The following is a 25,575-nucleotide window of genomic DNA, read 5'->3' as shown; positions in this document are numbered from 1 at the left end:
GTGCACGTATTTCAAAAAACTATTACCGTTTCTGAAGACGACATCGATGACCTAAACCATGTTAATAACGTACGTTATGTACAGTGGGTACAAGATATCGCTAAAGATCATTGGTCCGCTTATGCAACAAAAAATATTACGGAAAAATACTCATGGTTTCTTGTTAATCATTTTATAGAGTATAAAAACCAAGCCTTATTAGGAGATAAATTACTCCTAAAAACTTATGTACCATTGGTAGAAGGAGTTTCAACGACTAGACATGTAGAAATTGTAAATGAAACAACTAAAAAATTGATTGTAAAATCGAAAGCAAAGTGGTGCTTAATTGACAACAACACATTACGACCAACACGTATAATTCCTGAAATAGCTGAATTGTTTAATTAACATTTATTTAGGTTAAAGTTTATTTAATACCCTGAAAACTTAAATATTAATGCCTTTTCTTTAACGCATCAATCATCCTCGACTATGCGTAAAATTACTGCTTCTATCCTTTTCTTATTTATCCCATTTATACACTTTTCCCAAACTTTAAACGGAAAAGTCTACGACACCAAAAGTGTCATAAAAAACATAAAGGTCTTTAATAAAACTCAAAATAGAGTTACTATAACTAATGAAGAAGGCGATTTTAATATTGAAGCAAAAGTAAATGATAGTATTACTTTCGAATCCTTATTCTACCATAAAAAGACAGTGATACTAAAAGCTTCTCATTTTGGAAGTATGGCCGTATTTGAACTTAAAGAAATACTAACAGAGCTTGATGAAGTTGAAGTAAAAGCAGAACCCGTGCAGCCTGTATTTGTCGAAGAGACTTATAATATAGAACTTCAAAATATTATACAAGAAGATATAAAAAACAATCCTCATTTATACAAACCTGCTGGCGCAACCAATGGTGTAGATTTCGTTTCTCTCATCGGTACTGTCGTTGACCTACTTACAAAGGATAAATACAGACCAACAACTTACGAGCCTATCACTTATACTCAAATGGATTCTTTATTCGAAAAAAGTGATTTTTTCAATAAACAATTGATAACAGAAAATTTAAAAATCCCAGAAGACAAACAGTATCTTTTTTACGATTTCTGTGAATCAAAATATCTTAGTTCTGAATTACTAAAAGAAGAAAATAAAATGCAATTATTAGAAGAACTAGTAGTAAGTAGCCAATTATTCTTAATCTTATTAGAAGAATATGGAGAGGAAACCGAAAAAAAAGAGTAGTTTTTATCATTCTCTACCAATGCAATATCTCACCTTTAAAAATCCTTGCATACTTTATTAGAAATGACTTCTATTATGTAATTAATATGCATCTATACTAAAACCTAACTTCAAAAGTTATATTTTTAAGCCTTAATTATATTTATCACTTATGAAGCGATTGCTATCATTTTTACTTTGTTTCGGAATCTTATTATTTTGGAGTTCTTGCAGAAACGATTTTGAATTTTCTCCAAACCAAGGACAATTAGAATTTGCAAAAGACACCATTTATTTAGATACCGTATTTTCAACAATAGGTTCTAGCACTTATAATTTAAAAGTATATAATCGTAGTGATGAAGATATCGTAATTCCTACCATTCAATTTGAAAATGGATTAAATTCAAATTACAGAATGAATGTGGACGGTCAGACTGGATTAGCAGACGCACAAGAAGGTAAATTCTTCGAAGATGTAGAATTATTAGCCCACGACAGTTTGTTTATTTTTATTGAAACTACTATTAACATTTCAACACTTGGCAGTTTAGAAAATCAATTTTTATACACAGACAGAATTTTATTCGATTCTGGGAGCAACCAACAAAATATTGATGTGGTTACATTGGTAAAAGATGCTGTATTTATTTACCCAAGCAAAAATGATGTAACAGGAATAGTAGAAACTCTAAGTTTTGATGTCGATGGCGACGGAGTTATAGATAACACGGATACTCAAGGTCGTTTTCTTACTGATGATGAATTAACTTTCACAAACGAAAAACCTTATGTTATTTATGGTTATGCAGGTGTTGGCACAGGCAAAACCTTAACGATGGAACCTGGTACACGAGTTCATTTTCATGCTAATTCGGGTATCATAGTTACAGATAACGCAACACTAAATATTAATGGTTCACTAAGTACTAATCAAGAAACACTAGAAAACGAAGTCATTTTAGAAGGTGACCGTTTAGAACCTTTATACGAAGATATTCCTGGACAATGGGGAACTATTTGGCTATATAACGGTAGTGTAAATAATACAATTAATTATGCGACTATAAAAAATGCTACCGTTGGTATTTTATCTGAAGGCGATCCAAATGCAATAAATAATAAGTTAACGATCACAAACTCTCAGATTTACAACACCAGTAGTTTTGGTATTTTAGGTAGAGCAACATCTATTAAGGCTGAAAATCTTATTATAAATAATTCTGGTCAGTCTTCTTTTGCAGGTACCTATGGCGGAAAATACAATTTTACACATTGTACAATAGCAAATTACTGGAATAGCAGTTTTAGAGAATACCCTGCCCTACTCTTAAACGATTATATTGTAGATGAAAATAATACTGTTTTCGTTAATGATTTAACGGAGGCGAACTTTAATAACTGTATTATTTATGGCAATGATAATCCTGAATTTTTATTAGAAAATGAAGGAGACGTGTTTAATTTTAAATTCTCTAACTCTTTACTAAGGTTTGATAATAACAATCTTGAAGGTAGTGGAAATTATAATTTTGAAGATACCACATTTTATGTCGGTAATACTTTTAATGAAGATCCAGATTTTGAAGATTCTCTTGAAAATATGATGCGAATTGGTTCAGATTCAGAAGCTATAGGCATTGGTAGTTCTGAGTTTTCTGTGCCTAATGATATTCTGGGAAATCTTAGATCTAGTTCTATTGATGCAGGTGCTTATAATAATGCTACTTTTGAAGATTAATAAAATAATCTTTACATGATTGATTAATAAAAAAAAGCCTTTCAAAATAAATTGAAAGGCTTTTTCTAATTCTATTAATTATACTCATGCGCAGAAAAGCTCATGAGCAATACTTCTTTTAATTTAAGCATTAAATAATTCACGTCCGCTCATTAACTCGTTTACTTTCTTAGAAATAGCTTCTAAAACAGCATCATTATCATGATTAGCAAGAACCTCATCAATTAAATCCACAACGTAAGGCATATCACTTTCTTTTAATCCTCTAGTTGTAACTGCTGCAGTTCCTATTCTAATTCCAGATGTTACAAAAGGAGATTCTGTATCAAAAGGCACCATATTTTTGTTTACAGTAATATCTGCTTTTACTAAAGCATTCTCTGCATCTTTACCAGTAATGTTTTTGTTTCTAAGATCAATTAACATCATATGGTTATCCGTACCACCAGAAATTAAGTTATAATCTTTAGCTACAAAAGCTTTAGCCATTGCATTTGCATTATGTTTAACCTGTAACATATAATGCATAAAGTCATCTGTTAGCGCTTCACCAAAAGCAATAGCTTTAGCGGCTATAATATGTTCTAATGGTCCACCTTGATTTCCTGGAAAAACACCAGAATCTAATAAACCAGACATTTTACGAAGGTTACCATTCTTTAAAGTAATTCCGAAAGGGTTATCGATATTTTCCCCCATCATAATCATTCCACCTCTTGGTCCACGTAAAGTTTTGTGTGTTGTTGTGGTTACAACATGACAATGAGGCATTGGATCATTTAAAATTCCTTTAGCAATTAATCCTGCTGGATGTGAAATATCTGCTAATAAAACAGCACCTACACTATCTGCAACTTCTCTAAATTTTGCAAAATCAATATCTCGAGAGTAAGCAGAAGCACCAGCTATAATTAGTTTAGGCTTTTCTTTTTTAGCTTGATCAGCTAACATATCGTAATCGATATACCCTGTATCTTTCTTTACACCATAAAATGTTGGACGGTATAATTTACCTGAAAAGTTTACTGAAGAACCATGAGTTAAATGGCCACCATGCGACAAATCGAAACCTAAAATTGTATCTCCAGGTTTTAAACAAGCATGATATACTGCTGTGTTTGCCTGACTACCAGAGTGTGGTTGTACGTTGGCATAAGCTGCACCAAATAAAGTTTTAGCACGTTCAATAGCAATATTCTCTACCTCATCAACAACCTCACAACCACCATAATAGCGTTTGCCAGGATACCCCTCAGCATATTTATTAGTTAATACAGATCCTGCAGCTTCCATAACTTGGTTGCTAACAAAATTCTCTGAAGCTATTAATTCTATACCATCGATTTGGCGTTCCTTTTCAGCTTGAATGAGTTCAAATATTTGTTCGTCGCGTTGCATAAATAAAGTGTTTGTTAAATCAATACAAAAATAGTAAATACATTAGTTTAAATATCAAAAATTATGTAGGTTTGAATGAATTTAATGAACAATTAATCAACAATAATATATGCCGTTATCCGCTAACAATCCAGATCGTACCTCATGGCTACATGTCGGTAAAGACTCAGATTTCCCAATTCAGAACATTCCTTTTGGTGTCTTCTTAACAAGAGATGACATTATTACTATAGGAACAAGAATTGGTGATACTGCCATAGATCTAGGTGCTTTACACCAATTAGGTTATTTTGAAGGCATACCATTAACTGATGATATTTTTCTTCAAGATACGCTTAATGATTTTATAGCTGATGGTAGAAAAACATGGAGATTGGTTAGAAATAGAATCGCTGAGATTTTTGATGCTGAAAATGATACCCTAAAAAATAATATTCCACAGAAAGAAACTATTTTGTTTCGTTTAGATGAAATAGAAATGCAATTACCAATACAAGTTGGTGATTATACAGATTTTTACGCTAGTAAAGAGCATGCTACCAACGTTGGTACTATGTTTAGAGATCCTGAAAATGCATTGATGCCAAACTGGGTTCATATGCCTGTTGGTTATCATGGTCGTAGTTCTTCTATTATTCCTTCAGGAATTCCTATAAATAGACCTCAAGGTCAAACTTTACCAGAAGGAGCTGATAAACCTGTTTTTGGACCTTCAAAACTAGTCGATTTTGAATTAGAAATGGCTTTTATTACTACTGATGCTAATGATTTAGGAGAACCGATTCCTATTGAAGAAACAGAAGAATATATCTTTGGATTAGTTTTATTTAATGACTGGTCTGCTAGAGATATTCAGAAATGGGAATATGTACCATTAGGACCCTTTTTAGGAAAAAGTTTTGCGTCTTCAATGTCACCATGGATTGTTACATTAGATGCTTTAGAGCCTTTTAGAACTGAAAGCCCAAAGCAAGATCCTAAACCTTTAGATTACTTAAGAACAAAAGGAAAAAAGAGTTTTGATATTAATTTAGAAGTTGCTATTCAGCCAAAAGGTGCTAAAGAAACTGTTGTAAGTAACTCTAATTTTAAACATATGTACTGGAATATGGCTCAGCAATTAGCACATCACACTATTAATGGTTGCCCAATTAATTCTGGAGATATGATGGGAAGTGGTACAATTTCTGGACCAACACCAGATTCTTACGGATCTATGTTAGAAATCAGCTGGAAAGGAACTAAACCTGTTACAATGAAAGATGGTACGGAGCGTAAATTTATAAATGATTACGATACTGTAATTATGAGAGGTCATTGCGAAAATGATGGTACTCGTATTGGTTTTGGAATGGTAAAAACACAGTTGTTACCAATTTTTAATCCGAAGAAAAAGAAATAATACAAAGCTTAAAGCGCTAAGCTTTAAATTTTAAATATATAAAGAAGACTGAAGTTTAATTACTTTAGTCTTTTTTTTCTTTAATTTTAAATTAAGCTACTCAACTTTGACTCTAAATTATTTCACGGAGTTTATTAGAGTTGGCACGGAGATACACAGAGAGATTTTTTATAAAATTAGATTTTGAATACTTAGTTATGACTATTATTTGGTTTCTTGCTATGCAACTAAGAAACTTTGGTCCTTAAAACAAAAAACTAAAAAGGCGCTTTACAATTAAAACTTACCCACGCCTTCTTTATCGGATGCTCAAAGCTTAAGGTTTCTGCATGAAGATGTAATCTACCTGAAGGCATTCCATATAAATCATCACCAATAATTGGTGTATTTAAGCCTTTATAATGTGCTGCGTGTACACGGAGTTGATGAGTTCTACCTGATATGGGGTAAAAATGGATTCTCGTTTTATTGTTTTTAACCTCTATAACTTCATATTTAGTCATTGCTTTTTTACCATGTTCGTAGCAAACTAATTGTCTTGGTCGGTTATTTAAATCTACTCTAAGGGGCAAATCAATAATACCTGTTTTAGATTCAATAACACCATCTAATAAAGCAACATATCGTTTTTTAATGGTGCGGTTTATAAATTGCTTTTGAAGATTTTTATGTGTCCTTTCATTTTTAGCGACTAATAATAACCCTGATGTTGACATATCTAAACGATGTAATAATAAAGGTCCTGTGGCATTTGGTAAATATGTTTTCATTCGTGTTAAAACAGAATCTATTATTGTTTTTCCTGGCACGGACAAAAACTCATGTGGTTTATTAAGAACGAGTAGAAAATCATCTTCGTAAATGATTTCTAATTCACCATTAAATACACCTGCCGTTTCAATAGGATTAGGCTCAACATCTAAACCTTGCATCATATGCCCCAAAATAGGTTCGCACCTACTGCGGCAAGATGGATAAAACTGCTCATGACGACGCACTTCCATGTTTGGAGAAGTTCCCCACCAAAATTCGGCCATTGCTAATGGTTTTAAATTATTTTGAAATGCAAATTGAAATAATTTTGGTGCTGCACATTCTCCTGCTGCAACTGGAGGATGTCCTAAATCTGTACTATTAAAAATTGAAATTAAATCTCTAGTCTCATTATTTGCATTCAAGAATTGATACTGCTCATGAATTTGTTTTTGCAGTTTTGCTGATAAAGTTTTACGCTCTAACTTTAAAGTTTCAATCGGTTCTACTAATTTAGATAATTTACGTTCTGCCAATTCTAGCTCAGCTTGACATTTCAACTTTAAATATTTAAGATCAATATTACTTTGTATACTTTGTTGTTTTAAGTCTTCAAAAAACAAAAGTTTTTCAGCATCCGTTAATTGCTGTTCTGCCTCTGCCCTTTTTTGTTGTCTTTGCTTTTTTTCAACTTTAGCATTCTTCTTAAAATCTTCAAGTTTCTGACCATTACCAAGCTTCTTATGTTCTAGCTTTAATTTGGTTAGCTCTAATTTTGGATTTTCTTCTAATATTTCAATTTCAGTTGTCAATTTATTCAAATAAGCTTCACCTTCCTTATAAAACCCCTGTTGATTTAAAGTATCAAATATTGGCGGTACAAATCCTTTTAAATGATTGCTTTCAGCTAATTTACCTGAAAAAGAAGCGATGTAACCAATTTGTCCTTCAACGCTTTCAACAATCATAACACCAAACATTTTACCTATTTCTAAACCCTTTTTTGTGGTATCTAAACCAAAGTTATGTTCAAAATCTTTTTGAGTATTTAAATAAGCTTTAACTTCATTTGCAGCAGCAATACAAATTGAATGTGGTACATATAAAAACGGAAACGTAAACTGTTCTGGTAGCTTAACCGAATCACTTAGTTCTAATGGATGAAAATATCTATTTTCCGTTTTAAACATATCTTACTTTTATTGACTTGCAAAGAAACGAAAATATAATGTCCGGTAATCGTCTGTTTGTATTGAATACCTTTTAATATAATTTCTTCGTCATTCAAAATCAATCGAACTCATATATTTTATTTACTTTGGCATTATAATTGGATTTGCTAAAATAGCAACCTTTTAAAACTCGAGATTATGAAACAATTTTTACTCTTATCAGTACTTTTTTTAGCACTCGGATCTTGTAGTGCAAAAAAACAAATTCAAAGTGCTATTAGCACTGGTAATTATGACGCAGCTATAAATGATGCACTCGAAAAATTAGAAAACAACAAGGATAAAAAGAGAAAGCAAGAATACATTGCCTTACTTGAAGAGGCTTATTATAAGGTCTTAGATGAAGATCTACGTGCCATAAAGTCTCTTAAAAGAGATGGTAATCCTGAGCAATATAAAACCATTTATAATACTTATGTAGATTTAGAAGCAAGGCAAACCGCTATAAAGCGGGTCATGCCCTTACAAATTGATGGTAAAACAATAGATTTTAAGTTTAATGACTATAGCTCATTACTTGTTGAATATCGTTATAAAACTTCAGATTATTTAATAGATCAAGGTATAGCTCTTTTAGATTCTAATGACAAATATAACGCTAGAGAAGCACATAAGATTTTTAGCTACATAGAAACTATAAACCCAAATTTTGAAGAGAACCGTAGCTTAATGACAGAAGCACATCAAAAAGGAATGGACTTTATTTATGTTTCTATTCAGAACCAAACACAGCAAATAATTCCACAGCGCTTAGAAGCTGAATTATTAGATTTTAACACTTATGGTTTAGATCAATTTTGGACCACTTATCATGCTTCATTAAATAAAAATCTAGATTACGATTATGGTATGCAGTTACAGTTAAAGCAAATCAATGTTTCACCAGAACGTATAAGTGAGCGACAAATATTAAGACAAAGAGAAATTGTTGATGGTTGGGAATACCAATTAGATCGTTCGGGAAATGTAAAAAAAGACAGTCTGGGAAATGATATTAAAATTGATAAAATTATAAATATAAAAGCACGCTTTACAGAAGTGTTACAAACAAAATCTACTCAAGTATTAGCTGATGTCGTTTACACCGATTTAAAGCAAAATAAAATTATTGATACATTCTCTATCGATAGCGGATTTGTATTTGAAAATGTCTTTGGAAGATACCAAGGTGATAGACGCGCATTAAATGCAGATGATAGAACTATTTTAAATCAAAGACAGGTGCCATTTCCTTCTGATGAAGATATGGTTTATGATACAGGAGAAGATTTAAAGCTGAAATTAAAATCTATAATTGGGTCCTACTCTATTTGAGTAAAAAAGATCTTCTCAGTAAAACACAAAACCCTCAAGAATAAATTATTCTTGAGGGTTTTATTTTTTGCTTAATATAATTAAGCATAACTCCCTAAATCGACATCATTTATAGCTCCATGAGACGCGTGTGTTACTACAATCCCATTTTTTATTACTAAAAGTTGAGGAGACTGATGCATGACCTGAAATTTATAACCAACCTCATCAGAAACACTGCGATAACTCAATAAATCTAAATAATACAAATCAACATTTAAATCTAAATCGTAAGCAGAGACAAATTGCTTCATCACCATACTACTAATACCACAACGCGTAGAATGCTTAAAAACAACTTGAGTTTTAGTTTTAGACTTTTCTACAATTGTTTCTAACTGAGAACTATCTGTTAATGCTTGCCAAGGCAATATTTTTTCTTCTTTTGGTTCTGATGAACCGAATAATTTCTTAAACATAATTTATCTTTATTTATCCTCTAAACTGATCTACATCATTACATAGGTCGGAATAAAGTATTAATCTTACAGTGTCAAAAAGTCATTTTAAAAACATTAAAAACAGACATTTTGTCTCTTATTTCTTACAAATACGTATTGGTAAGATATTTGTCTAAAGATAACCAAACATAACTATAAAACAATGTTTGCCTATGTACTTAAAACATGTTTAGGCTAACATATAAAACAATAAAAGATGAATTTTAATAATTACACTATTAAATCGCAAGAAGCCATACAGCAAGCGCAGCAGCTAGCTCAAGGTTTTGGTCATCAGCAAATAGAAAACGAGCATATTTTTAAAGCGCTTTTTAATGTTGATGAAAACGTATTACCATTCCTCTTAAAAAAGTTGAATGTTAATGTATCCATGCTAGAACAAGTATTGGACAAAGAACTCGAAAGTTTTCCTAAAGTTTCAGGCGGAGATATTATGCTTTCTCGTGAAGCAAGTAAAACTTTAAACGAAGCATCTGTTATCGCTAAAAAGATGAATGATGACTTTGTATCTATTGAACATTTAATATTAGCTATTTTTAAATCTAAAAGTAAAATTGCTCAAATATTAAAAGATCAAGGTGTAACTGAAAAAGGCTTGCAAGCTTCTATTGACGAATTAAGAAAAGGAGATAGAGTGACTTCTCAAAGTCAAGAAGAAACTTATAACTCTTTAAATAAGTATGCAAAAAACTTAAACCAGTTAGCTAGAGATGGCAAATTAGATCCGGTTATTGGTCGTGATGAAGAAATTAGAAGAATCCTTCAAATTTTATCGCGTAGAACAAAAAACAATCCGATTTTAGTTGGAGAACCAGGAACAGGTAAAACAGCAATTGCAGAAGGTTTAGCACATAGAATTATAGATGGTGATATTCCTGAAAATCTAAAAGACAAACAAATTTTTGCCTTAGATATGGGATCGTTAATTGCTGGTGCTAAATACAAAGGTGAATTTGAAGAACGATTAAAATCTGTAATCAAAGAAGTTACAGAAAGTAATGGAGACATTGTATTGTTTATCGATGAGATTCATACACTTGTTGGTGCTGGTGGTGGCCAAGGAGCTATGGATGCAGCAAACATATTAAAACCCGCTTTAGCGCGTGGTGAATTAAGAGCCATTGGAGCAACCACTTTAGATGAATATCAAAAATATTTTGAGCAAGACAAAGCTTTAGAGCGACGTTTTCAGAAAGTAATTGTTAACGAGCCTGATACAGAAAGTGCAATCTCTATTCTTAGAGGAATTAAAGAAAAGTACGAAGCACACCATAAAGTTAGAATCAAAGATGAAGCTATTATAGGAGCTGTAGAATTATCGGAACGTTACATTACCAATCGTTTTCTTCCGGATAAAGCTATTGATTTAATGGATGAAGCTGCTGCTAAATTACGAATGGAAATTAATTCTAAACCCGAAGAGTTAGATGTTTTAGATCGTAAAATAATGCAGTTAGAAATTGAACACGAAGCTATTAAACGTGAAAAAGATGAAACTAAATTAAAAAGTTTAAAAGCTGATTTAGCAAATCTTAAAGAAGAACGTAATGAACTTAGTGCAAAATGGAAATCCGAGAAAGAAGTTGTAGAAAACGTTCAGAATACAAAGCAAGAAATTGAAAACTTTAAAGCAGAAGCAGAACGCGCAGAACGTGATGGAGATTATGGGAAAGTTGCAGAAATACGCTATGGAAAAATAAAAGATGCCACTGAGCAATTGGAAAAATTCCAAAAAGAATTAGACGCACAACAAGGTACTTCATTAATTAAAGAAGAAGTGACTTATGAAGATATTGCTGATGTCATTGCTAAATGGACCGGAATACCAGTAACAAAAATGCTTCAAAGTGATCGTGAAAAATTACTAAAATTAGAAGATGAATTGCACAAACGTGTAGTAGGACAAGAAGAAGCTATTGAAGCTGTTAGTGATGCTGTACGTCGTTCTAGAGCAGGACTTCAAAACCCAAATAAACCCGTAGGAACCTTCTTGTTTTTAGGAACCACAGGTGTTGGTAAAACAGAGTTAGCTAAAGCTTTGGCAGAATATCTATTTAATGACGAAAATGCTATGACGCGTATTGATATGAGCGAATATCAAGAACGACATGCCGTAAGTAGATTGGTAGGAGCGCCTCCGGGATACGTTGGTTATGACGAAGGTGGACAACTAACAGAAGCCGTGCGTAGAAAACCTTACTCCGTAGTATTGTTAGATGAAATTGAAAAAGCACATCCAGATACATTTAATATCCTATTACAAGTATTAGATGAAGGACGTTTAACAGACAATAAAGGTCGTGTAGCGGATTTTAAAAACACTATAATTATTATGACTTCAAACATGGGAAGTCAGATTATACAAGAGCGTTTTGAAGCGACTAAAGATATTCCTTCAGCCATTGAAGCTGCCAAAGTGGACGTTTTAGCCTTGTTAAAACAAACCGTAAGACCAGAGTTTTTAAATCGTATAGATGACACTATAATGTTTACTCCTTTGTCTAAAGATAATATTATAAACATTGTAGGTCTACAATTAAAAGGGATCACTAAAATGATCGCTAAACAAGGTATTACGTTTGATGCAACACCAGAAGCTGTAAGTTATTTAGCCGATAAAGGTTATAACCCAGAATATGGAGCAAGACCTGTAAAACGCGTGATACAAAAAGACGTTTTAAATGAGTTGAGTAAAGAAATATTATCAGGTAAAGTCACCACTGACAGTATTATATTACTAGATGCATTTGATGGCCAATTAGTCTTTAGAAATCAAGGTAATTTAGTTGCTGAAGAGATCTAATAAACTAAGGTTATATGATAGTTAAAAGCAATAGATTCAAAAATATTTGAATCTATTGCTTTTTTTATTAATTATTTTTACTAAATTAAACGTTTCAAAAACAATGAGTTATGAAAGAAGTTAGATATTATAATTTAGACATTTCAGAGATTTTTTTATTTGATAATTATATTATCGACCAAATTAAAGAAGGTGTCCATGTAGAACCTTATTTTAACGATTTAATGCAATATATAATTCATAAGTATTATTACAATAAACCGTTTGTTTATATCACAAATAGAGTTTTTTCGGACTTAATAAATCCCTCAGATTATACTGAAATTAAAGGAATAAATAACCTTATCGCTTTTGCTGTTGTTACTACCGACAAAATTATAAACAAGAATACTAAAGAAAAACATTTTTTTAATAAAGCTTATAAGATTTTTAATACAATTGATGAAGCTATGATCTGGTCAGATGATATATTTTTAATTAAGCAAGCTGAAATAAACAGATGTTAACATTGATTTGTTTTAGATAAATTATATATCAAAAAGTGCATATTGAAATTTCGACTATGATAAATACTTAATTCAATTTTAAAACGTTACTCAAATAAACGTGAAATACTTAGTAAGGTAAATCATTATTATCGGTAATAAAAATAACATTTCTAATATTATTGTATTAAGAAATATTTCTTAAGAAAACAGCAATTTATTCTACTTAAAATAAACAGGTTATATTTTTATTAACAACTTTACTGAATAAATTGATGTTAAAAACTAAAAAAAATACGCTTTTTATCGGTAAAACATTTAACTTTGTCGAGCTATTTAACCCAAACCCCTCAAACGTTTTATAACTATTTTGCAATTCCCCATCTACCTGTAGATAAAATTGCATTAAAAAATTTATATAATAACCCTACTTATTTGATCAATGAATTTAAATAGATACATAGACCACACTTTATTAAGTGCCTCTGCTACTGAAGCAGAAATTTTACAACTTTGTGATGAAGCTTTAAAATACAATTTTTATTCTGTATGTGTAAACAGCAGTAATGTTTTACTTGCTAAACAAGCTTTGGGTAAATCTGATGTAAAAATCTGTTCTGTTATTGGTTTTCCACTCGGAGCAATGTCTACAGAAGCAAAAATATTTGAAGCCAAACACGCTATAGATCAAGGTGCTACAGAAATCGATATGGTATTAAATATCGGGCGACTTAAGAGTAAGAATCATCTAGCTGTACTTAAGGATATAAGTAAAGTAAAAAGAGCTATTGGAATTACAACTCTGAAAGTAATTTTTGAAATTAGTGAACTCTCTAAAAATGAAATCGTAAAAGCTTGTGAGATCTGTATAGATGCAAAAGCAGATTTTATAAAGACCTCAACTGGTTTCTCTAAAAGCGGAGCTACTTTAACAGCTGTTAAAATTATGCGTAAAACCGTAAGAGATCAGCTTAAAATTAAGGCTTCTGGCGGAATTAGAGATGCAGCTACAGCGCAAAAATATATTGATATTGGAGTTGATAGAATTGGTACTTCTGCAGGTGTTGCAATGATGAATGAGATTACAGCAAAGGCAGCATCTTAAATTAAGACACTTTGCTTAACTTTGTTGCATGAGTGTACACATAGGAGCCAAAAAAGGCGATATCGCAGAAACAATTTTATTACCAGGAGATCCTTTAAGAGCTAAATGGATTGCTGAAACTTTTTTTGAAAACCCAGTTTGCTTCAATGAAATTAGAGGCATGTATGGTTACACAGGGACCTATAAAGGAAAACGTATTTCTACAATGGGAACTGGTATGGGAGTACCTAGCATATCTATTTATGCCAACGAACTTATTACAGAATATGGTGTAAAAAACCTTATTAGAGTTGGTAGTGCTGGTTCTTATCAAAAAGATATAAAAATTAGAGATGTTGTTTTAGCAATGTCTGCCTCTTCTACTTCTGGTATAAATGAATTACGTTTTGGCGGTGCAGGCTACGCTCCTACTGCTGATTTTGGTTTATTTATGAAAGCAATTGACGCTGCTAAAGCTAAAAACATATCTATTAAAGCTGGTAATGTTTTATCATCAGATGAATTTTACGAAGACGATAAAGAATCCTTTAAAAAATGGTCTAAATTTGGTGTGTTGTGTGTAGAGATGGAAGCTGCAGGTTTATATACTGTTGCTGCTAAACATAAAGTAAATGCATTAGCAATATTAACGATTTCTGATTCTTTAGTTTCAAACGAAACGACTACAAGTAAAGAGCGAGAAACCACTTTTAAAGGCATGATTGAAGTCGCTTTAGAATTAGCTTAATACACATCACTTAAAATTTCAACATGAAACATCTCATTCTAATTGCCTTTTTCTCTTTATTCATATTTACAGCATGCAAAGAAAAACAAAGCGATGAAATATCTACATACTACTTAATTAGACATGCTGAGAAAGACCGTTCAGACAGCACCGTTAGAAATCCTTATTTAACAAGTGAAGGTTTAAAACGTGCTGATAATTGGGCCAAGCATTTTAAAGGTATTGGTTTTGATGCTGTCTATTCTACAGATTATAATAGAACCAAACAGACTGTAATGCCAACTGCAGAATCTAATAATATAGAACTTCAAATTTATGATCCATCTGATTTAAATATTGAAACATTTATAGAAAAAACAAAAGGTAAAACAGTTCTTATTGTTGGTCATAGCAATACAACGCCTAAGTTTGTAAATGAATTATTAGGTGAAGAAAAATATGATGACATTGCTGACGATAATAATGCGAACTTATACCTAGTTACATTAACAAAAGAGACCAAAAGATCTAAAGTATCAATTGTTAACTAATTCTACTTTTACATTTTTAAGTTCAATTTTAGAAAGTAATTCTAGGTTATCGGCTTCAAAAGCTTTGCCCAAATTTTCTAATGCAATAGATTCGGAATCTTTAGGTTTAAAATTATTGTAATCTACAAACCTTAATCCACCACGGTAACGTTCATTGTAAGCTTCTCTAAAACGCATTCCTATACCCTTTTCTTCAGCGTAAGAATACGCTAAATACTCTAGCTTAAATGTTTCTTTATTTATCCAGTATATATATAGATCATCAAAATCTTCTCCTCCACCGTCTTGATCAAAGGTTACTTTTATTTTATAATAATCCTTATCCTTAATTTTTTCGCTTCCTAATAAAGATTTATTTACAGCTTTATCATTTAAACCATAAGGTAAGACGGAAAAATAATGTACAGAATTAACTGAAGCTTCATATGTTTGTGCTATAGAGTCTTCAAGCTGTACAAATTCTGAGTTATTATAACGCTCATACCCCACATTACTCAACATATCGAATATAGAATCGTTCTTTTTTACTGTTAACCTAACAAGCAGGTATTCGTGATTTTTACGCAATGCTTGGTAATAAACATCTCTAAATTCAAACTTAAGACTAGAACTTGTAAAACGCTCACCACCAGAAACAGCAATAGATTCATCAACGATATCGTTAGCCGTTAAGGTCTTTTTAGTTGTTTCAATAACTTCAGTGTTTTCTGTTTTTGAATTTTCATTATTACAAGCAAAAATGGTTACAAAACTGATAAGTAAAAGGTAATTCTTCATCTTAAATATTCTTTTTATGAATAGTAATGTCGCAAAACTAAAGATTAGATTACAGAAATATCACAAAATCGACTTAAAGCGCTCTAATTTGTGATTATCAAAGAAAAATTGTGTCTTAAACTTTTGTTTACTTCTAGCTTCAAAATTTAATCATACTTTCTTATCTTTGTCCTCCATGCAAAAAAACATTAACATACTCAATAGAAAAGCCAAGTTTCAATATGAAATTTTGGACAAATACACAGCAGGTATTGTACTCTCTGGCACAGAGATCAAATCTATTAGATCTGGTCAGGCTTCCATTGCTGAAGGTTTTTGCGAGTTTAATGAGCGAGGTGAACTCTTTGTTATTAATATGACGGTTGAAGAGTACAAATTTGGTAGTTATTACAATCATAAAGCAAAAGCTGAGCGTAAATTATTATTGAATAAAAAAGAATTAAAAAAGCTCGAAAAAGAAGTTAATATTAAAGGAAACGCTATTGTACCAATGCGTTTATTTATTAACGATAGAGGTTTAGCTAAACTCGTTATTGCACTAGGAAAAGGTAAGAAACTCTACGATAAACGCGAAACGATTAAAGATCGTGATAACAAAAGAGATTTAGACCGCATTAAGAAAAATTTCTAAGAATTTACAATTCTCCTACAATTTTATATTAACCTAAGTTTTATTTAACTCAGGCAACCATTTGCTTTAAACTTTCGTCTATATTTATAACGTCCTTATTTATAATATTAAGGATTAGTTTAAATTAGATATTTTTAAGGCATAACTTTTGATGCTCTCATCAAAATGATTCGTGCCTTAACGTCTCTATCAAATTCATCAATCAACACAACACTATGCAAAAACAACTACTAAGTATTCTTTTTCTTGTTTTTACCACACTTGTTTCCGCTCAAATAAAAGGAAATATTACAGATCAAAACAATGAGCCACTTCCGTTTGTAAATATTTTAATTGAAAACACCTATAAAGGCACTACAAGTAATGACGATGGTTATTATGAGTTAAATATTTCGACACCAAAAGCATACACCATTGTTTTTAGCTATTTAGGTTATAAAACGGTAAAACAGGAAGTAAACATTACCAAGTTCCCTTATCAATTAGATATGTCTTTAGTTGAAGAATCTGTTTCGTTAAATGAAGTTGTTGTTGATTCTGAAAACGATCCTGCAAACGACATTATGCGTCAAGCTATTGCAAATAGAGAAGCTAATTTGGCAAAAATAGAATCGTTTAGAGCTGATTTCTACTCAAGAGGATTGCTTAAAATTGTTGATGCACCCGAAAAAATAATGGGGCAAGACGTTGGTGATTTAGGTGGTGCATTAGATTCTACGCGTAGTGGGATTATTTATTTATCAGAAACAATCTCTAAAATTCAGTTTTTGAATCCTGATAAATTAAAAGAAAAAATTACGGCTTCAAAAGTTAGTGGAGATAGCAATGGTTTTAGTTTTAATAGCGCTTTAGATGTTGATTATAATTTCTACAAAAACACAATTAGTTTGGGTAATGAAATTATTTCACCTATTGCAAATAACGCGTTTGGTTATTATAAATATAAGCTTGAAGGTATGTTTTATGACGACAGAGGAAATCTTATTAATAAAATAAAAGTGATTCCAAAACGTAAAAACGATCCTGTTTTTTCTGGTTTTATTTATATTATAGAAGATCAGTGGGATATTTATGCTGTTGAGTTAGACATATCAGGCCCTCAAGCTAAAATCCCAATGGTAGATATTATTTCTTTACAGCAGAGTTTTTCTTATTCTGAAACTAATGATATTTGGGCTGTAATATCACAAAGTATGGATCTTAAGTATGCCCTTTTTGGTATTGAAGGAGAAGGCCGCTTTACTGCTGTTTATAGTAATTATGAATTTAACGCAGGACTTACCAGAAAAGATTTTACCAGAGAAATCGTTTCTTATGAAAAAGAAGCCAATAAAAAAGATTCTTTATTTTGGAATGCTATAAGACCTGTTCCTCTTACTTCTGAAGAACGTACAGATTATATAAAAAAAGACAGTATACAGACTTTGCGTGAGTCTAAACCATACTTAGATTCTATAGATGCAGTAAGAAATAAATTTAAAATAGGAAACGTATTCGGTTACACTTATCAAAATTCTCATAAAGATTATCGTCTAGGATTCAACATCCCTATTCTTAGTGCTGTTCAATTTAATACGGTTCAAGGTTATACCGTAAATGCCAATGTATTCTATTCAAAAAATTACGATGATTATAATCGTTATTTTAGAGTTAATGGAGACATTCAATATGGATTTTCCGAAGATCGCATACGTGCACAAGGTTCATTGACCTATAAATTTAATAGTATTAGCAATTCATTTTTAATGCTATCTGGTGGTATTTCGGCAGAACAATTTAGCCCTTTTAAACCAATTAAACCGATCATTAACTCAGTTAGCACGTTATTTTTTGAGGACAATTACATAAAATTATACGATAAAAGTTTTGTTGCACTTAATTATTCTGAAGAGCTTTTTAATGGATTTAGATTGTATGCCGGTATGAGCTACGAAAGACGAAAAGCACTCTTTAACACTACAGATCAAACCTTTTTTAATGAAGAAAATGATGCTTACACAAGTAATAACCCACTAAATGAAACTGCTTTCGGTATTGCACCATTTCAAACCCATAATATTATTAAAGCAAATATTGATGCCCGCATTAATTTTGGACAAGAGTATTTAAGTTATCCTGATGCAAAATATAACGTAAGTAATGATGATTACCCAACGCTCTATTTAGGCTACGAAACAGGTTTTGGTGCTACCAATAACGATTATAATTTTGGTCAAATCAAAGCTAGTGTTACGCAATCTTTCAATATAAAAGACAAAGGCCGTTTGGTTTATAATTTAAAAGGAGGAACATTTTATAATGCGGAAAATATTGCATTTATGGATTATCAGCACTTTAACGGTAACCTTACTCATGTTAGTACAGAAGGTAACTACACCAATGTTTTTAATAATTTAGATTATTATTCTGCAAGTACAAACGACACTTATTTTGAAGGACATATAGAACATGATTTTAATGGCTTTTTACTTGGCAAATTACCATTACTTAACAAGTTGAATTTTAATTTAGTTCTAGGTGCTCACGTTTTGGCAAAACCAGATTTTAAACCTTATCAAGAATATTCTATTGGTTTAGATAATATTGGTTGGGGCAAATGGAAATTCTTAAGAGTTGATTATCTTCGTTCTTATCAAAACGGATTTCAAAGCGATGCCGTTGTATTTGGTTTAAAATTCTTTTAATTTTATAACATGAAAAAAACATTATTTATTTTATTCCTTTTTTCAATAGGATTAAATGCTCAAGAAGTAGACTACTCGCAAAAAGTAGCAACAATTGATAGTACCATTGCTACTTTATATTCTGTAATTTCAGGAGACAAGGGAAAAGAACGCAATTGGGATTTATTTAAGTATTTATTTAAAAAAGATGCCAAACTTATTGTTACTGGAAAAAATGAAAAAAAAGAAACCACTTTAAAATATATGTCTTCGGAAGAGTACATTGAATCTTCAGGAAGATGGATTGTTGAAAATGGTTTTTATGAACTAGAGCTGAAAAGAGAAACTCAAACTTTCGGAAATATTACTCATGTTCTTAGCACTTATGAAGGTTTTACAACAAAAAAAGACAAGAAATCTCTTTTAAGAGGAATTAACAGTATTCAGTTGTTTAATGATGGTAAACGTTGGTGGATTGTTAATCTACTTTGGAAACAAGAATCAAAGACAAATCCTATTCCTGAAGCTTATTTACCTGAAAAATAAGATTATCATTTTTTTAATTTTTAAATAACTAAATTTCATATTTATCTAGTGAAAATAACTTACCACATAAAACAAATAACCTCTGCCCTATCTGTTATAGGGTTAGTTGTTTTATTGGTGTTTTCACCTTGCAAGGTTAGAAATTCATTTCAAGATATTTTTGAATTCCCCACAACAGAAGTTTCCAATAAAAGTCTTTCATCTTTAAAAAATAGAGTTTGTGATGTTTCTGTAGATGCAGAAGCAATTATTTCAAAATCTTATAATAATCTTCAGGTTTCTCAGGCTGTATTATCAAAAATAACAATTTTTAATACTTCTACAATTGCAGTTTCACAAAAGCCAGTATTACAATCTTATAATGCAAGAGGCGAAATTCCGCCTTTAGCACCTTACTACATTCTCTATCAAAATAACAAAGCATATCTATAATTAATTTTCTTTCAGACTTAAATCTAGCCATTTCTGCTAGTAGAAAATTATTAATTACTTTTTTATAGATATACATAATGAATTTACATATTAAAAACGATTCGGGCTTTCTTGCCCTTGCACTTCGTATGGTTGTCGGTTGGACATACTTTTCAGCATTCTTTAGACGTACCATTTTAGCTGATAAACTAGACCCAGAAACTGCCGGCTATATTGGTGAAAAATTTAATCACTTTCTTCCAAATGCCTTAGGCATAAAACCAATTATTTTATATTTAGTTGAAAATCCTGATATCCTTTGGTACAATATGGTTGCTTTTACTATTATTGAAGGTATTGTTGGGCTCTTTATTATTTTCGGATTATTTACAAGATTAATGAGTATTGGCGTCTTTGGATTGGCAATGGGCATTCTTCTTGGTTCGGGATGGATTGGTACGACTTGTTTAGATGAATGGCAAATTGGAGTGCTTGGTATTGCCACAGGATTTGTCTTATTTTTAACAGGAAGTGGACGATTTTCATTAGATAATTATTTAATGACTAAAAATGTACCTATCACTAAAAAGAAAATATTTGCTTGGCTTGGTTCAGGATTACTGCCTATTAGAGATCGTATTTTTTCAAAAGTTGTTATTACTGGTTCGTTTTTCATATTAGGATTAACGCTGTATACCAATCAAGTATTTCATGGTGGTCTTTGGGGAACTTTACATAATAAATCTGTAAAACCTAAACTTGAAATTACTGAAGGAAAAATAGACAATAATACGCTATCATTTGATGTATTTAGAGTTGAAGGTGTAGATGTTTATGGCGCATGGATTATTGGTGTAGAACTTAAAGATTCAAACGGCAAAATTATTTTAAACTATACTCAAAATAAATTAGCAACCTTACCAAAACAGAACATTGCTAATTATTACATTGCGAAAATTAAACCTGGAAAACATAGTTTAATTGTTCCTTTAGGAGCAAAAGCCAAGATGAATTTTAATGATCCTGAAATTCAGAATTTACCAAGCGGTCAATACACCTTAAAAATGACTGATATTAGTGGTGTAAGTTGGGAGCATCAAATAACCAAAAACTAGCAAAAAAAAACTCCTAAAATTGTAATTATGAATTACATTTTTAGGAGTTTAATATAAAAATAAATTTAGTCTCTATCTCTTAATTTTTGTCTTCTAGCATAGGTACAAATCTAAAATCACCAAATTCGTGCTTTTCAAATTCTTTAGGCCCTTTTCTAATAAATAAAGTCATGACTTGTACTTTATCACCAACAGGAATAACTAAGCGTCCACCAATTGCTAGTTGACTTAATAATGGATTAGGTACATATGGCGCACCTGCTGTAACAATAATACTTTGAAACGGTGCTTCTTCTGGTAAACCTTTATAACCATCACCAAATATAAGTTGCTTAGCTCTATAACCAATTTTAGGTAGAAATGTAGACGTTTTTTTGTAAAGCTCTTTTTGGCGTTCTATACTATAAACTTTAGCTCCAAGTTCTAAAAGTACAGCAGTTTGATAACCGCTACCTGTTCCTATTTCTAAAACTTTATCTTCTGGTGTTATTTTTAATAATTCAGATTGAAATGCTACAGTATAAGGTTGAGAAATAGTTTGATCTGCTGCAATAGGAAACGCCTTATCTTGATATGCATGGTCTATAAACCCAGAGTCCATAAACAAATGTCTCGGAATTTTACCAATGGCTTTTAAAACGTTTTTATCTTTAATGTCTTTATTGATGAGAGTTTCAACAAGTTGTTGGCGCATACCCTGATGCTTAAATGTATCTTTCAAAGCGTAGTTTAGTTTCCGCTAAAATAAAGTAAAGAAAGGCAAAATACAACCTCTAAAAGTTCAAATTACAAAAACTAAACTCCTAAAATTGCTTCATAATTCCTATCAATATTAGGTATAACAACTTAGGCAGATGCTCTCCTATTGATGATTATCAATTTCACAGGAATTTATATTTTCTTATTTCAATTTCTGAGCGAAAACGCCTATTTTTGTTAAAAACAGAAAATATGCTCAAAGCTGGTGTTCTTGGTGCTGGTCACCTTGGTAAAATTCATTTGAGATTGCTCAACCAATCTAACAAATATGATCTTGTTGGTTTTTACGACGCAGATGCTGAAAATGCAAAACGTGTGGCTGAGGAATTTGGTTACAAATATTTCGATTCTATTGACAACTTAATAAATGCTGTTGATGTTGTAGATATTGTAACTCCTACTCTATCTCATTACGATTGTGCAAAACAAGCCATTAAACAAGGCAAACATATATTTATAGAAAAACCGATTACAAATACAGTTGAAGAAGCTGAAACCCTTAGAGCCTTAGTTGCAGAACATGGCGTTAAAGGACAAGTAGGACATGTAGAGCGTTTTAATCCGGCTTTTACGGGTGTAAAAGATCAGATTAAAAACCCGATGTTTATTGAATGCCATAGACTTGCCGAATTTAATCCTCGAGGTACTGATGTCCCAGTTGTTTTAGATTTAATGATTCATGATATAGATATTATACTTAGCGTGGTACAATCTACGGTTAAACATATTTCTGCAAGTGGAGTTTCTGTGGTAAGTGAAACGCCAGATATTGCTAATGCACGTATTGAGTTTAAAAATGGATGTGTTGCAAATTTAACAGCAAGCAGAATTTCATTAAAAAACATGCGTAAAACGCGTTTCTTTCAAAAAGATGCTTACATCTCTGTAGACTTTTTAGAAAAGAAATGCGAGGTTGTAAAAATGAAAGATGCACCAGATAATCCTGGTGATTTCGATATGATTCTTCAAAATGCTGAAGGTATTAAGAAGCAAATCTATTTTGACAATCCAGATATAGCAAACAACAACGCTATTTTAGACGAGTTAGAAACGTTTGCTGATGCCATTAATAATAACACAAAACCTATTGTTACACTTCACGATGGTACTGAAGCTTTACGTGTTGCAAACATGATTATTAATCAGTTTTAATTCAACTAATCTATACCAAACGAGATTCATTTTTAAATTTAAAAGCGAATCTCGTTTCAAACATAATTTCAACTAAATAAGCGCTCATCTTTATATAAATTGAGCATTAACGAAATTCTTATTTTGCCCATGTAAGAATTCCTTCACTCTAGGAAGGCTAATTTGGGCTTTTTTATTTATGAAAAATATAGCTGTAATAGGTGCAGGAACTATGGGTAATGGAATTGCTCATACATTTGCACAATCTGGATTTAAAGTTAACCTTATTGATATTAGCGATGCTTCATTAAAACGAGGTATGGATACCATTGCCCGCAATTTGGATCGTATGGTTGCTAAAGAAAAAATAAGTGAAGCTGAAAAGACTGAAACTTTAGGAAATATTTCAACATTTACAAGTACTGAAGAAGGTGTTAAAAATGCTGATTTAGTTGTTGAAGCCGCAACAGAAAATTTAGATTTAAAACTAAAAATATTTAAACAACTCGATGATATCTGTGGCGGTGATACCATTTTAGCTACTAATACCTCTTCAATCTCTATTACACAAATTGGAGCAGTCACTTCTAGACCAGAAAAAGTTATTGGAATGCATTTTATGAATCCTGTGCCAATTATGAAGTTAGTAGAAATCATTAGAGGCTACAGTACAAGCGATGCCGTTACAACAACGATTATGGAGTTATCTAAAACTCTAGGTAAAGTACCAACCGAAGTTAACGATTACCCTGGTTTTGTTGCCAATCGTATTTTAATGCCAATGATTAATGAATCTATTGAAACACTTTACAATGGTGTTGCTGGTGTTGAAGAAATTGACACGGTTATGAAATTAGGAATGGCACACCCAATGGGACCTTTGCAACTTGCAGATTTTATTGGTTTAGATGTTTGTTTGTCTATTTTAAATGTGATGTACGATGGTTTTAAAAACCCTAAATATGCACCATGTCCTTTATTAGTTAATATGGTTATGGCCGGAAAACTAGGTGTGAAATCTGGTGAAGGTTTTTATGATTATGCTGAAAGCAGAAAAGCTGAAGTGGTTTCTAAACAGTTTTCTAAATAAAAAATGGCAAAAATAATTCCATTTAAAGCTGTAAAACCAACAAGAGCTATTGTTGGCCTTGTTGCCGCACGCCCTTATCAGAGTTATACCTTAAACGAACGAAAAACGAGGATGGCGTATAACCCTTTTAGTTTTCTCCATATTGTAAATCCTGGTTATAAATACGACCAGGAAGTTACAGGGAAAGAGCGTTATCGTTTAGTGAAGAATCGCTATTCTGAATTTAAGGAAGATGGAATTTTTATTCAAGATGAAAAGCCTTCATTTTATATTTATAAAATAGTTAACAGACATGGCCATGAGTTTAACGGAATCATTGCAGCGACAAGTGCTGAGGATTACGAAAATGATGTCATAAAAAAACATGAAGATACGATCGCTAAACGCGAAGAAACTTTTAAAACTTATATCCAAACTGTTGGGTTTAATGCAGAACCTGTTTTGCTTACCTACCCTGATAATGCTGTTATTTCTGAAATTATAAAGGAAACACAAAAGGGTTATGCGGAGTTTGAATTTACAATGACCTACAGAGATACTCATTATTTATGGAAAGTAGATAATGAAAATACTATTGCTATTATTGAAGAGGAATTCAATAAAATGAAAACCATTTATATCGCCGATGGTCATCATAGATCTGCATCGTCTTACCTATTATATAAAGATGAAAAGGCAAAGAATCCCAATCATAATGGTAGTGAATCTTACAACTTCTTTATGTCGTATTTAATTCCGGAATCTGAATTGGTTATCCAAGAATTTAATCGATTAATTAAAGACTTGAACGGCTTAACCAAAGAAGCTTTTTTAATTCAGCTAGATGAAACATTTCGTATTGAAAACAGAGGCAATATTCCATATCACCCAAAAGATGCACATCAATTTAGTATGTATTTAGACGGTGAGTTTTATTCTTTATTTTTAAGAAAATCAGCTTATCAGTTTCATACCGCTTTAGATGAATTAGATGCTCAAATATTATTTAAAACCATTCTTCAGCCTATTTTAGGTATTGAAGATTTACGTAACGATAATAGAATTTCGTACGTTAATGGCCAACACGAAATGATCACCATTAAAAGTAGTGTAGATAGTGGTGAATTTAAAGTTGGTTTTGGGATGTGTCCTTCAAATGTAAACCAAATGAAGCAAATAGCAGACGAAGGTTTAACTATGCCACCTAAAAGCACCTATATTTTACCAAAATTGCGAAGTGGAATAACAATCTATGAATATTAAAC

General features: G+C 31.6%; 23 protein-coding genes. 18 read left to right on the top strand and 5 right to left on the bottom strand.

Going from position 1 to position 25,575, the window contains the following annotated elements; genetic code table 11:
• The 3 genes from HM985_RS16490 (at position 1) to HM985_RS16480 (ending at position 2,959) form a co-directional block, all read left to right on the top strand.
• Complete coding sequence (locus HM985_RS16490) at positions 1-390, top strand: acyl-CoA thioesterase (protein ID WP_179377314.1); 390 nt, start codon at positions 1-3, stop codon at positions 388-390.
• Between the two features lie 84 nt (positions 391-474).
• On the top strand, positions 475-1,239 hold the full coding sequence (locus HM985_RS16485; protein WP_179377313.1) for a hypothetical protein: 765 nt from the start codon (positions 475-477) through the stop codon (positions 1,237-1,239).
• Positions 1,240-1,390: 151 nt separating this feature from the next.
• On the top strand, positions 1,391-2,959 hold the full coding sequence (locus tag HM985_RS16480) for a hypothetical protein (RefSeq protein ID WP_179377312.1): 1,569 nt from the start codon (positions 1,391-1,393) through the stop codon (positions 2,957-2,959).
• A gap of 123 nt (positions 2,960-3,082) precedes the next feature.
• Here the strand turns inward: HM985_RS16480 and glyA are convergent, their stop codons facing one another.
• A complete protein-coding gene (gene glyA, locus HM985_RS16475) occupies positions 3,083-4,357 on the bottom strand; it encodes a serine hydroxymethyltransferase (RefSeq protein WP_179377311.1) in 1,275 nt (424 codons plus the stop codon).
• A 109-nt stretch (positions 4,358-4,466) separates the two neighbouring features.
• On the opposite strand from glyA, the gene fahA reads away from it, so the two are divergent.
• Positions 4,467-5,759, top strand: a complete 1,293-nt coding sequence (fahA, locus tag HM985_RS16470) for a fumarylacetoacetase (RefSeq protein WP_179377310.1) — start codon at positions 4,467-4,469, stop codon at positions 5,757-5,759.
• Positions 5,760-6,016: 257 nt separating this feature from the next.
• Here fahA and HM985_RS16465 read toward each other — a convergent pair whose 3' ends face one another.
• Positions 6,017-7,702: an RluA family pseudouridine synthase gene (locus HM985_RS16465; RefSeq protein WP_179377309.1), complete on the bottom strand. Its 1,686-nt coding sequence runs from the start codon at positions 7,700-7,702 to the stop codon at positions 6,017-6,019.
• Positions 7,703-7,882: 180 nt separating this feature from the next.
• Here HM985_RS16465 and HM985_RS16460 point away from each other — a divergent pair, with 180 nt between their 5' ends.
• Complete coding sequence (locus HM985_RS16460; RefSeq protein ID WP_218843434.1) at positions 7,883-9,058, top strand: hypothetical protein; 1,176 nt, start codon at positions 7,883-7,885, stop codon at positions 9,056-9,058.
• 80 nt (positions 9,059-9,138) lie between these two features.
• Here the strand turns inward: HM985_RS16460 and ytxJ are convergent, their stop codons facing one another.
• A complete protein-coding gene (ytxJ, locus tag HM985_RS16455; protein ID WP_179377308.1) occupies positions 9,139-9,516 on the bottom strand; it encodes a bacillithiol system redox-active protein YtxJ in 378 nt (125 codons plus the stop codon).
• Between the two features lie 238 nt (positions 9,517-9,754).
• Between ytxJ and clpB the strand changes: the two genes are divergently transcribed.
• The 5 genes from clpB to HM985_RS16430 all read left to right on the top strand — a co-directional run bounded on the left by clpB (position 9,755) and on the right by HM985_RS16430 (position 15,208).
• The gene (gene clpB / locus HM985_RS16450; protein ID WP_179377307.1) at positions 9,755-12,361 is read left to right on the top strand and encodes an ATP-dependent chaperone ClpB; all 2,607 of its coding nucleotides are present in this window, start codon (positions 9,755-9,757) and stop codon (positions 12,359-12,361) included.
• A gap of 110 nt (positions 12,362-12,471) precedes the next feature.
• Entirely contained in the window at positions 12,472-12,867 is a 396-nt protein-coding gene (locus HM985_RS16445) for a hypothetical protein (RefSeq protein WP_179377306.1), read from the top strand.
• Positions 12,868-13,288: 421 nt separating this feature from the next.
• Positions 13,289-13,951 carry a deoxyribose-phosphate aldolase gene (gene deoC / locus HM985_RS16440; protein WP_179377305.1) on the top strand — a complete coding sequence of 221 codons (663 nt, stop codon included), beginning with the start codon at positions 13,289-13,291 and terminating at the stop codon, positions 13,949-13,951.
• Between the two features lie 28 nt (positions 13,952-13,979).
• Positions 13,980-14,678: a purine-nucleoside phosphorylase gene (gene deoD / locus HM985_RS16435; RefSeq protein WP_179377304.1), complete on the top strand. Its 699-nt coding sequence runs from the start codon at positions 13,980-13,982 to the stop codon at positions 14,676-14,678.
• A gap of 23 nt (positions 14,679-14,701) precedes the next feature.
• A complete protein-coding gene (locus HM985_RS16430; RefSeq protein WP_179377303.1) occupies positions 14,702-15,208 on the top strand; it encodes a SixA phosphatase family protein in 507 nt (168 codons plus the stop codon).
• On the opposite strand, the gene HM985_RS16425 is transcribed toward HM985_RS16430, so the two are convergent.
• The gene (locus HM985_RS16425) at positions 15,194-15,985 is read right to left on the bottom strand and encodes a DUF6503 family protein (protein ID WP_179377302.1); all 792 of its coding nucleotides are present in this window, start codon (positions 15,983-15,985) and stop codon (positions 15,194-15,196) included. The genes HM985_RS16430 and HM985_RS16425 overlap by 15 nt on opposite strands.
• A 175-nt stretch (positions 15,986-16,160) precedes the next feature.
• On the opposite strand from HM985_RS16425, the gene smpB reads away from it, so the two are divergent.
• The 5 genes from smpB (at position 16,161) to HM985_RS16400 (ending at position 21,351) form a co-directional block, all read left to right on the top strand.
• On the top strand, positions 16,161-16,616 hold the full coding sequence (gene smpB, locus HM985_RS16420; RefSeq protein WP_179377301.1) for an SsrA-binding protein SmpB: 456 nt from the start codon (positions 16,161-16,163) through the stop codon (positions 16,614-16,616).
• Positions 16,617-16,831: 215 nt separating this feature from the next.
• Complete coding sequence (locus HM985_RS16415) at positions 16,832-19,300, top strand: DUF5686 and carboxypeptidase regulatory-like domain-containing protein (RefSeq protein WP_179377300.1); 2,469 nt, start codon at positions 16,832-16,834, stop codon at positions 19,298-19,300.
• A 9-nt stretch (positions 19,301-19,309) separates the two neighbouring features.
• Positions 19,310-19,825, top strand: a complete 516-nt coding sequence (locus HM985_RS16410) for a hypothetical protein (protein WP_179377299.1) — start codon at positions 19,310-19,312, stop codon at positions 19,823-19,825.
• A gap of 48 nt (positions 19,826-19,873) precedes the next feature.
• On the top strand, positions 19,874-20,257 hold the full coding sequence (locus HM985_RS16405) for a hypothetical protein (protein WP_179377298.1): 384 nt from the start codon (positions 19,874-19,876) through the stop codon (positions 20,255-20,257).
• Positions 20,258-20,334: 77 nt separating this feature from the next.
• Positions 20,335-21,351: a TQO small subunit DoxD gene (locus HM985_RS16400; protein WP_218843433.1), complete on the top strand. Its 1,017-nt coding sequence runs from the start codon at positions 20,335-20,337 to the stop codon at positions 21,349-21,351.
• Positions 21,352-21,430: 79 nt separating this feature from the next.
• On the opposite strand, the gene HM985_RS16395 is transcribed toward HM985_RS16400, so the two are convergent.
• The gene (locus HM985_RS16395) at positions 21,431-22,072 is read right to left on the bottom strand and encodes a protein-L-isoaspartate(D-aspartate) O-methyltransferase (RefSeq protein ID WP_179313207.1); all 642 of its coding nucleotides are present in this window, start codon (positions 22,070-22,072) and stop codon (positions 21,431-21,433) included.
• A 230-nt stretch (positions 22,073-22,302) separates the two neighbouring features.
• Here HM985_RS16395 and HM985_RS16390 point away from each other — a divergent pair, with 230 nt between their 5' ends.
• The 3 genes from HM985_RS16390 to HM985_RS16380 all read left to right on the top strand — a co-directional run bounded on the left by HM985_RS16390 (position 22,303) and on the right by HM985_RS16380 (position 25,573).
• Positions 22,303-23,262 (top strand): Gfo/Idh/MocA family protein, encoded by a 960-nt coding sequence (locus tag HM985_RS16390; RefSeq protein WP_179377297.1) that lies wholly within the window; start codon positions 22,303-22,305, stop codon positions 23,260-23,262.
• A gap of 178 nt (positions 23,263-23,440) precedes the next feature.
• Entirely contained in the window at positions 23,441-24,331 is an 891-nt protein-coding gene (locus HM985_RS16385) for a 3-hydroxyacyl-CoA dehydrogenase family protein (protein ID WP_179377296.1), read from the top strand.
• Between the two features lie 3 nt (positions 24,332-24,334).
• Positions 24,335-25,573, top strand: coding sequence for a DUF1015 domain-containing protein (locus tag HM985_RS16380; RefSeq protein ID WP_179377295.1), 1,239 nt, complete (start codon positions 24,335-24,337; stop codon positions 25,571-25,573).
• The last annotated feature ends 2 nt before the right edge of the window (positions 25,574-25,575 follow it).

It is taken from the genome of Winogradskyella wichelsiae (genome assembly GCF_013403925.1).
Taxonomy (GTDB): domain Bacteria; phylum Bacteroidota; class Bacteroidia; order Flavobacteriales; family Flavobacteriaceae; genus Winogradskyella; species Winogradskyella wichelsiae.
The sequence above is the reverse complement of the archived record's forward strand: the minus strand, read 5'-3'. Positions and strand labels throughout refer to the sequence as shown.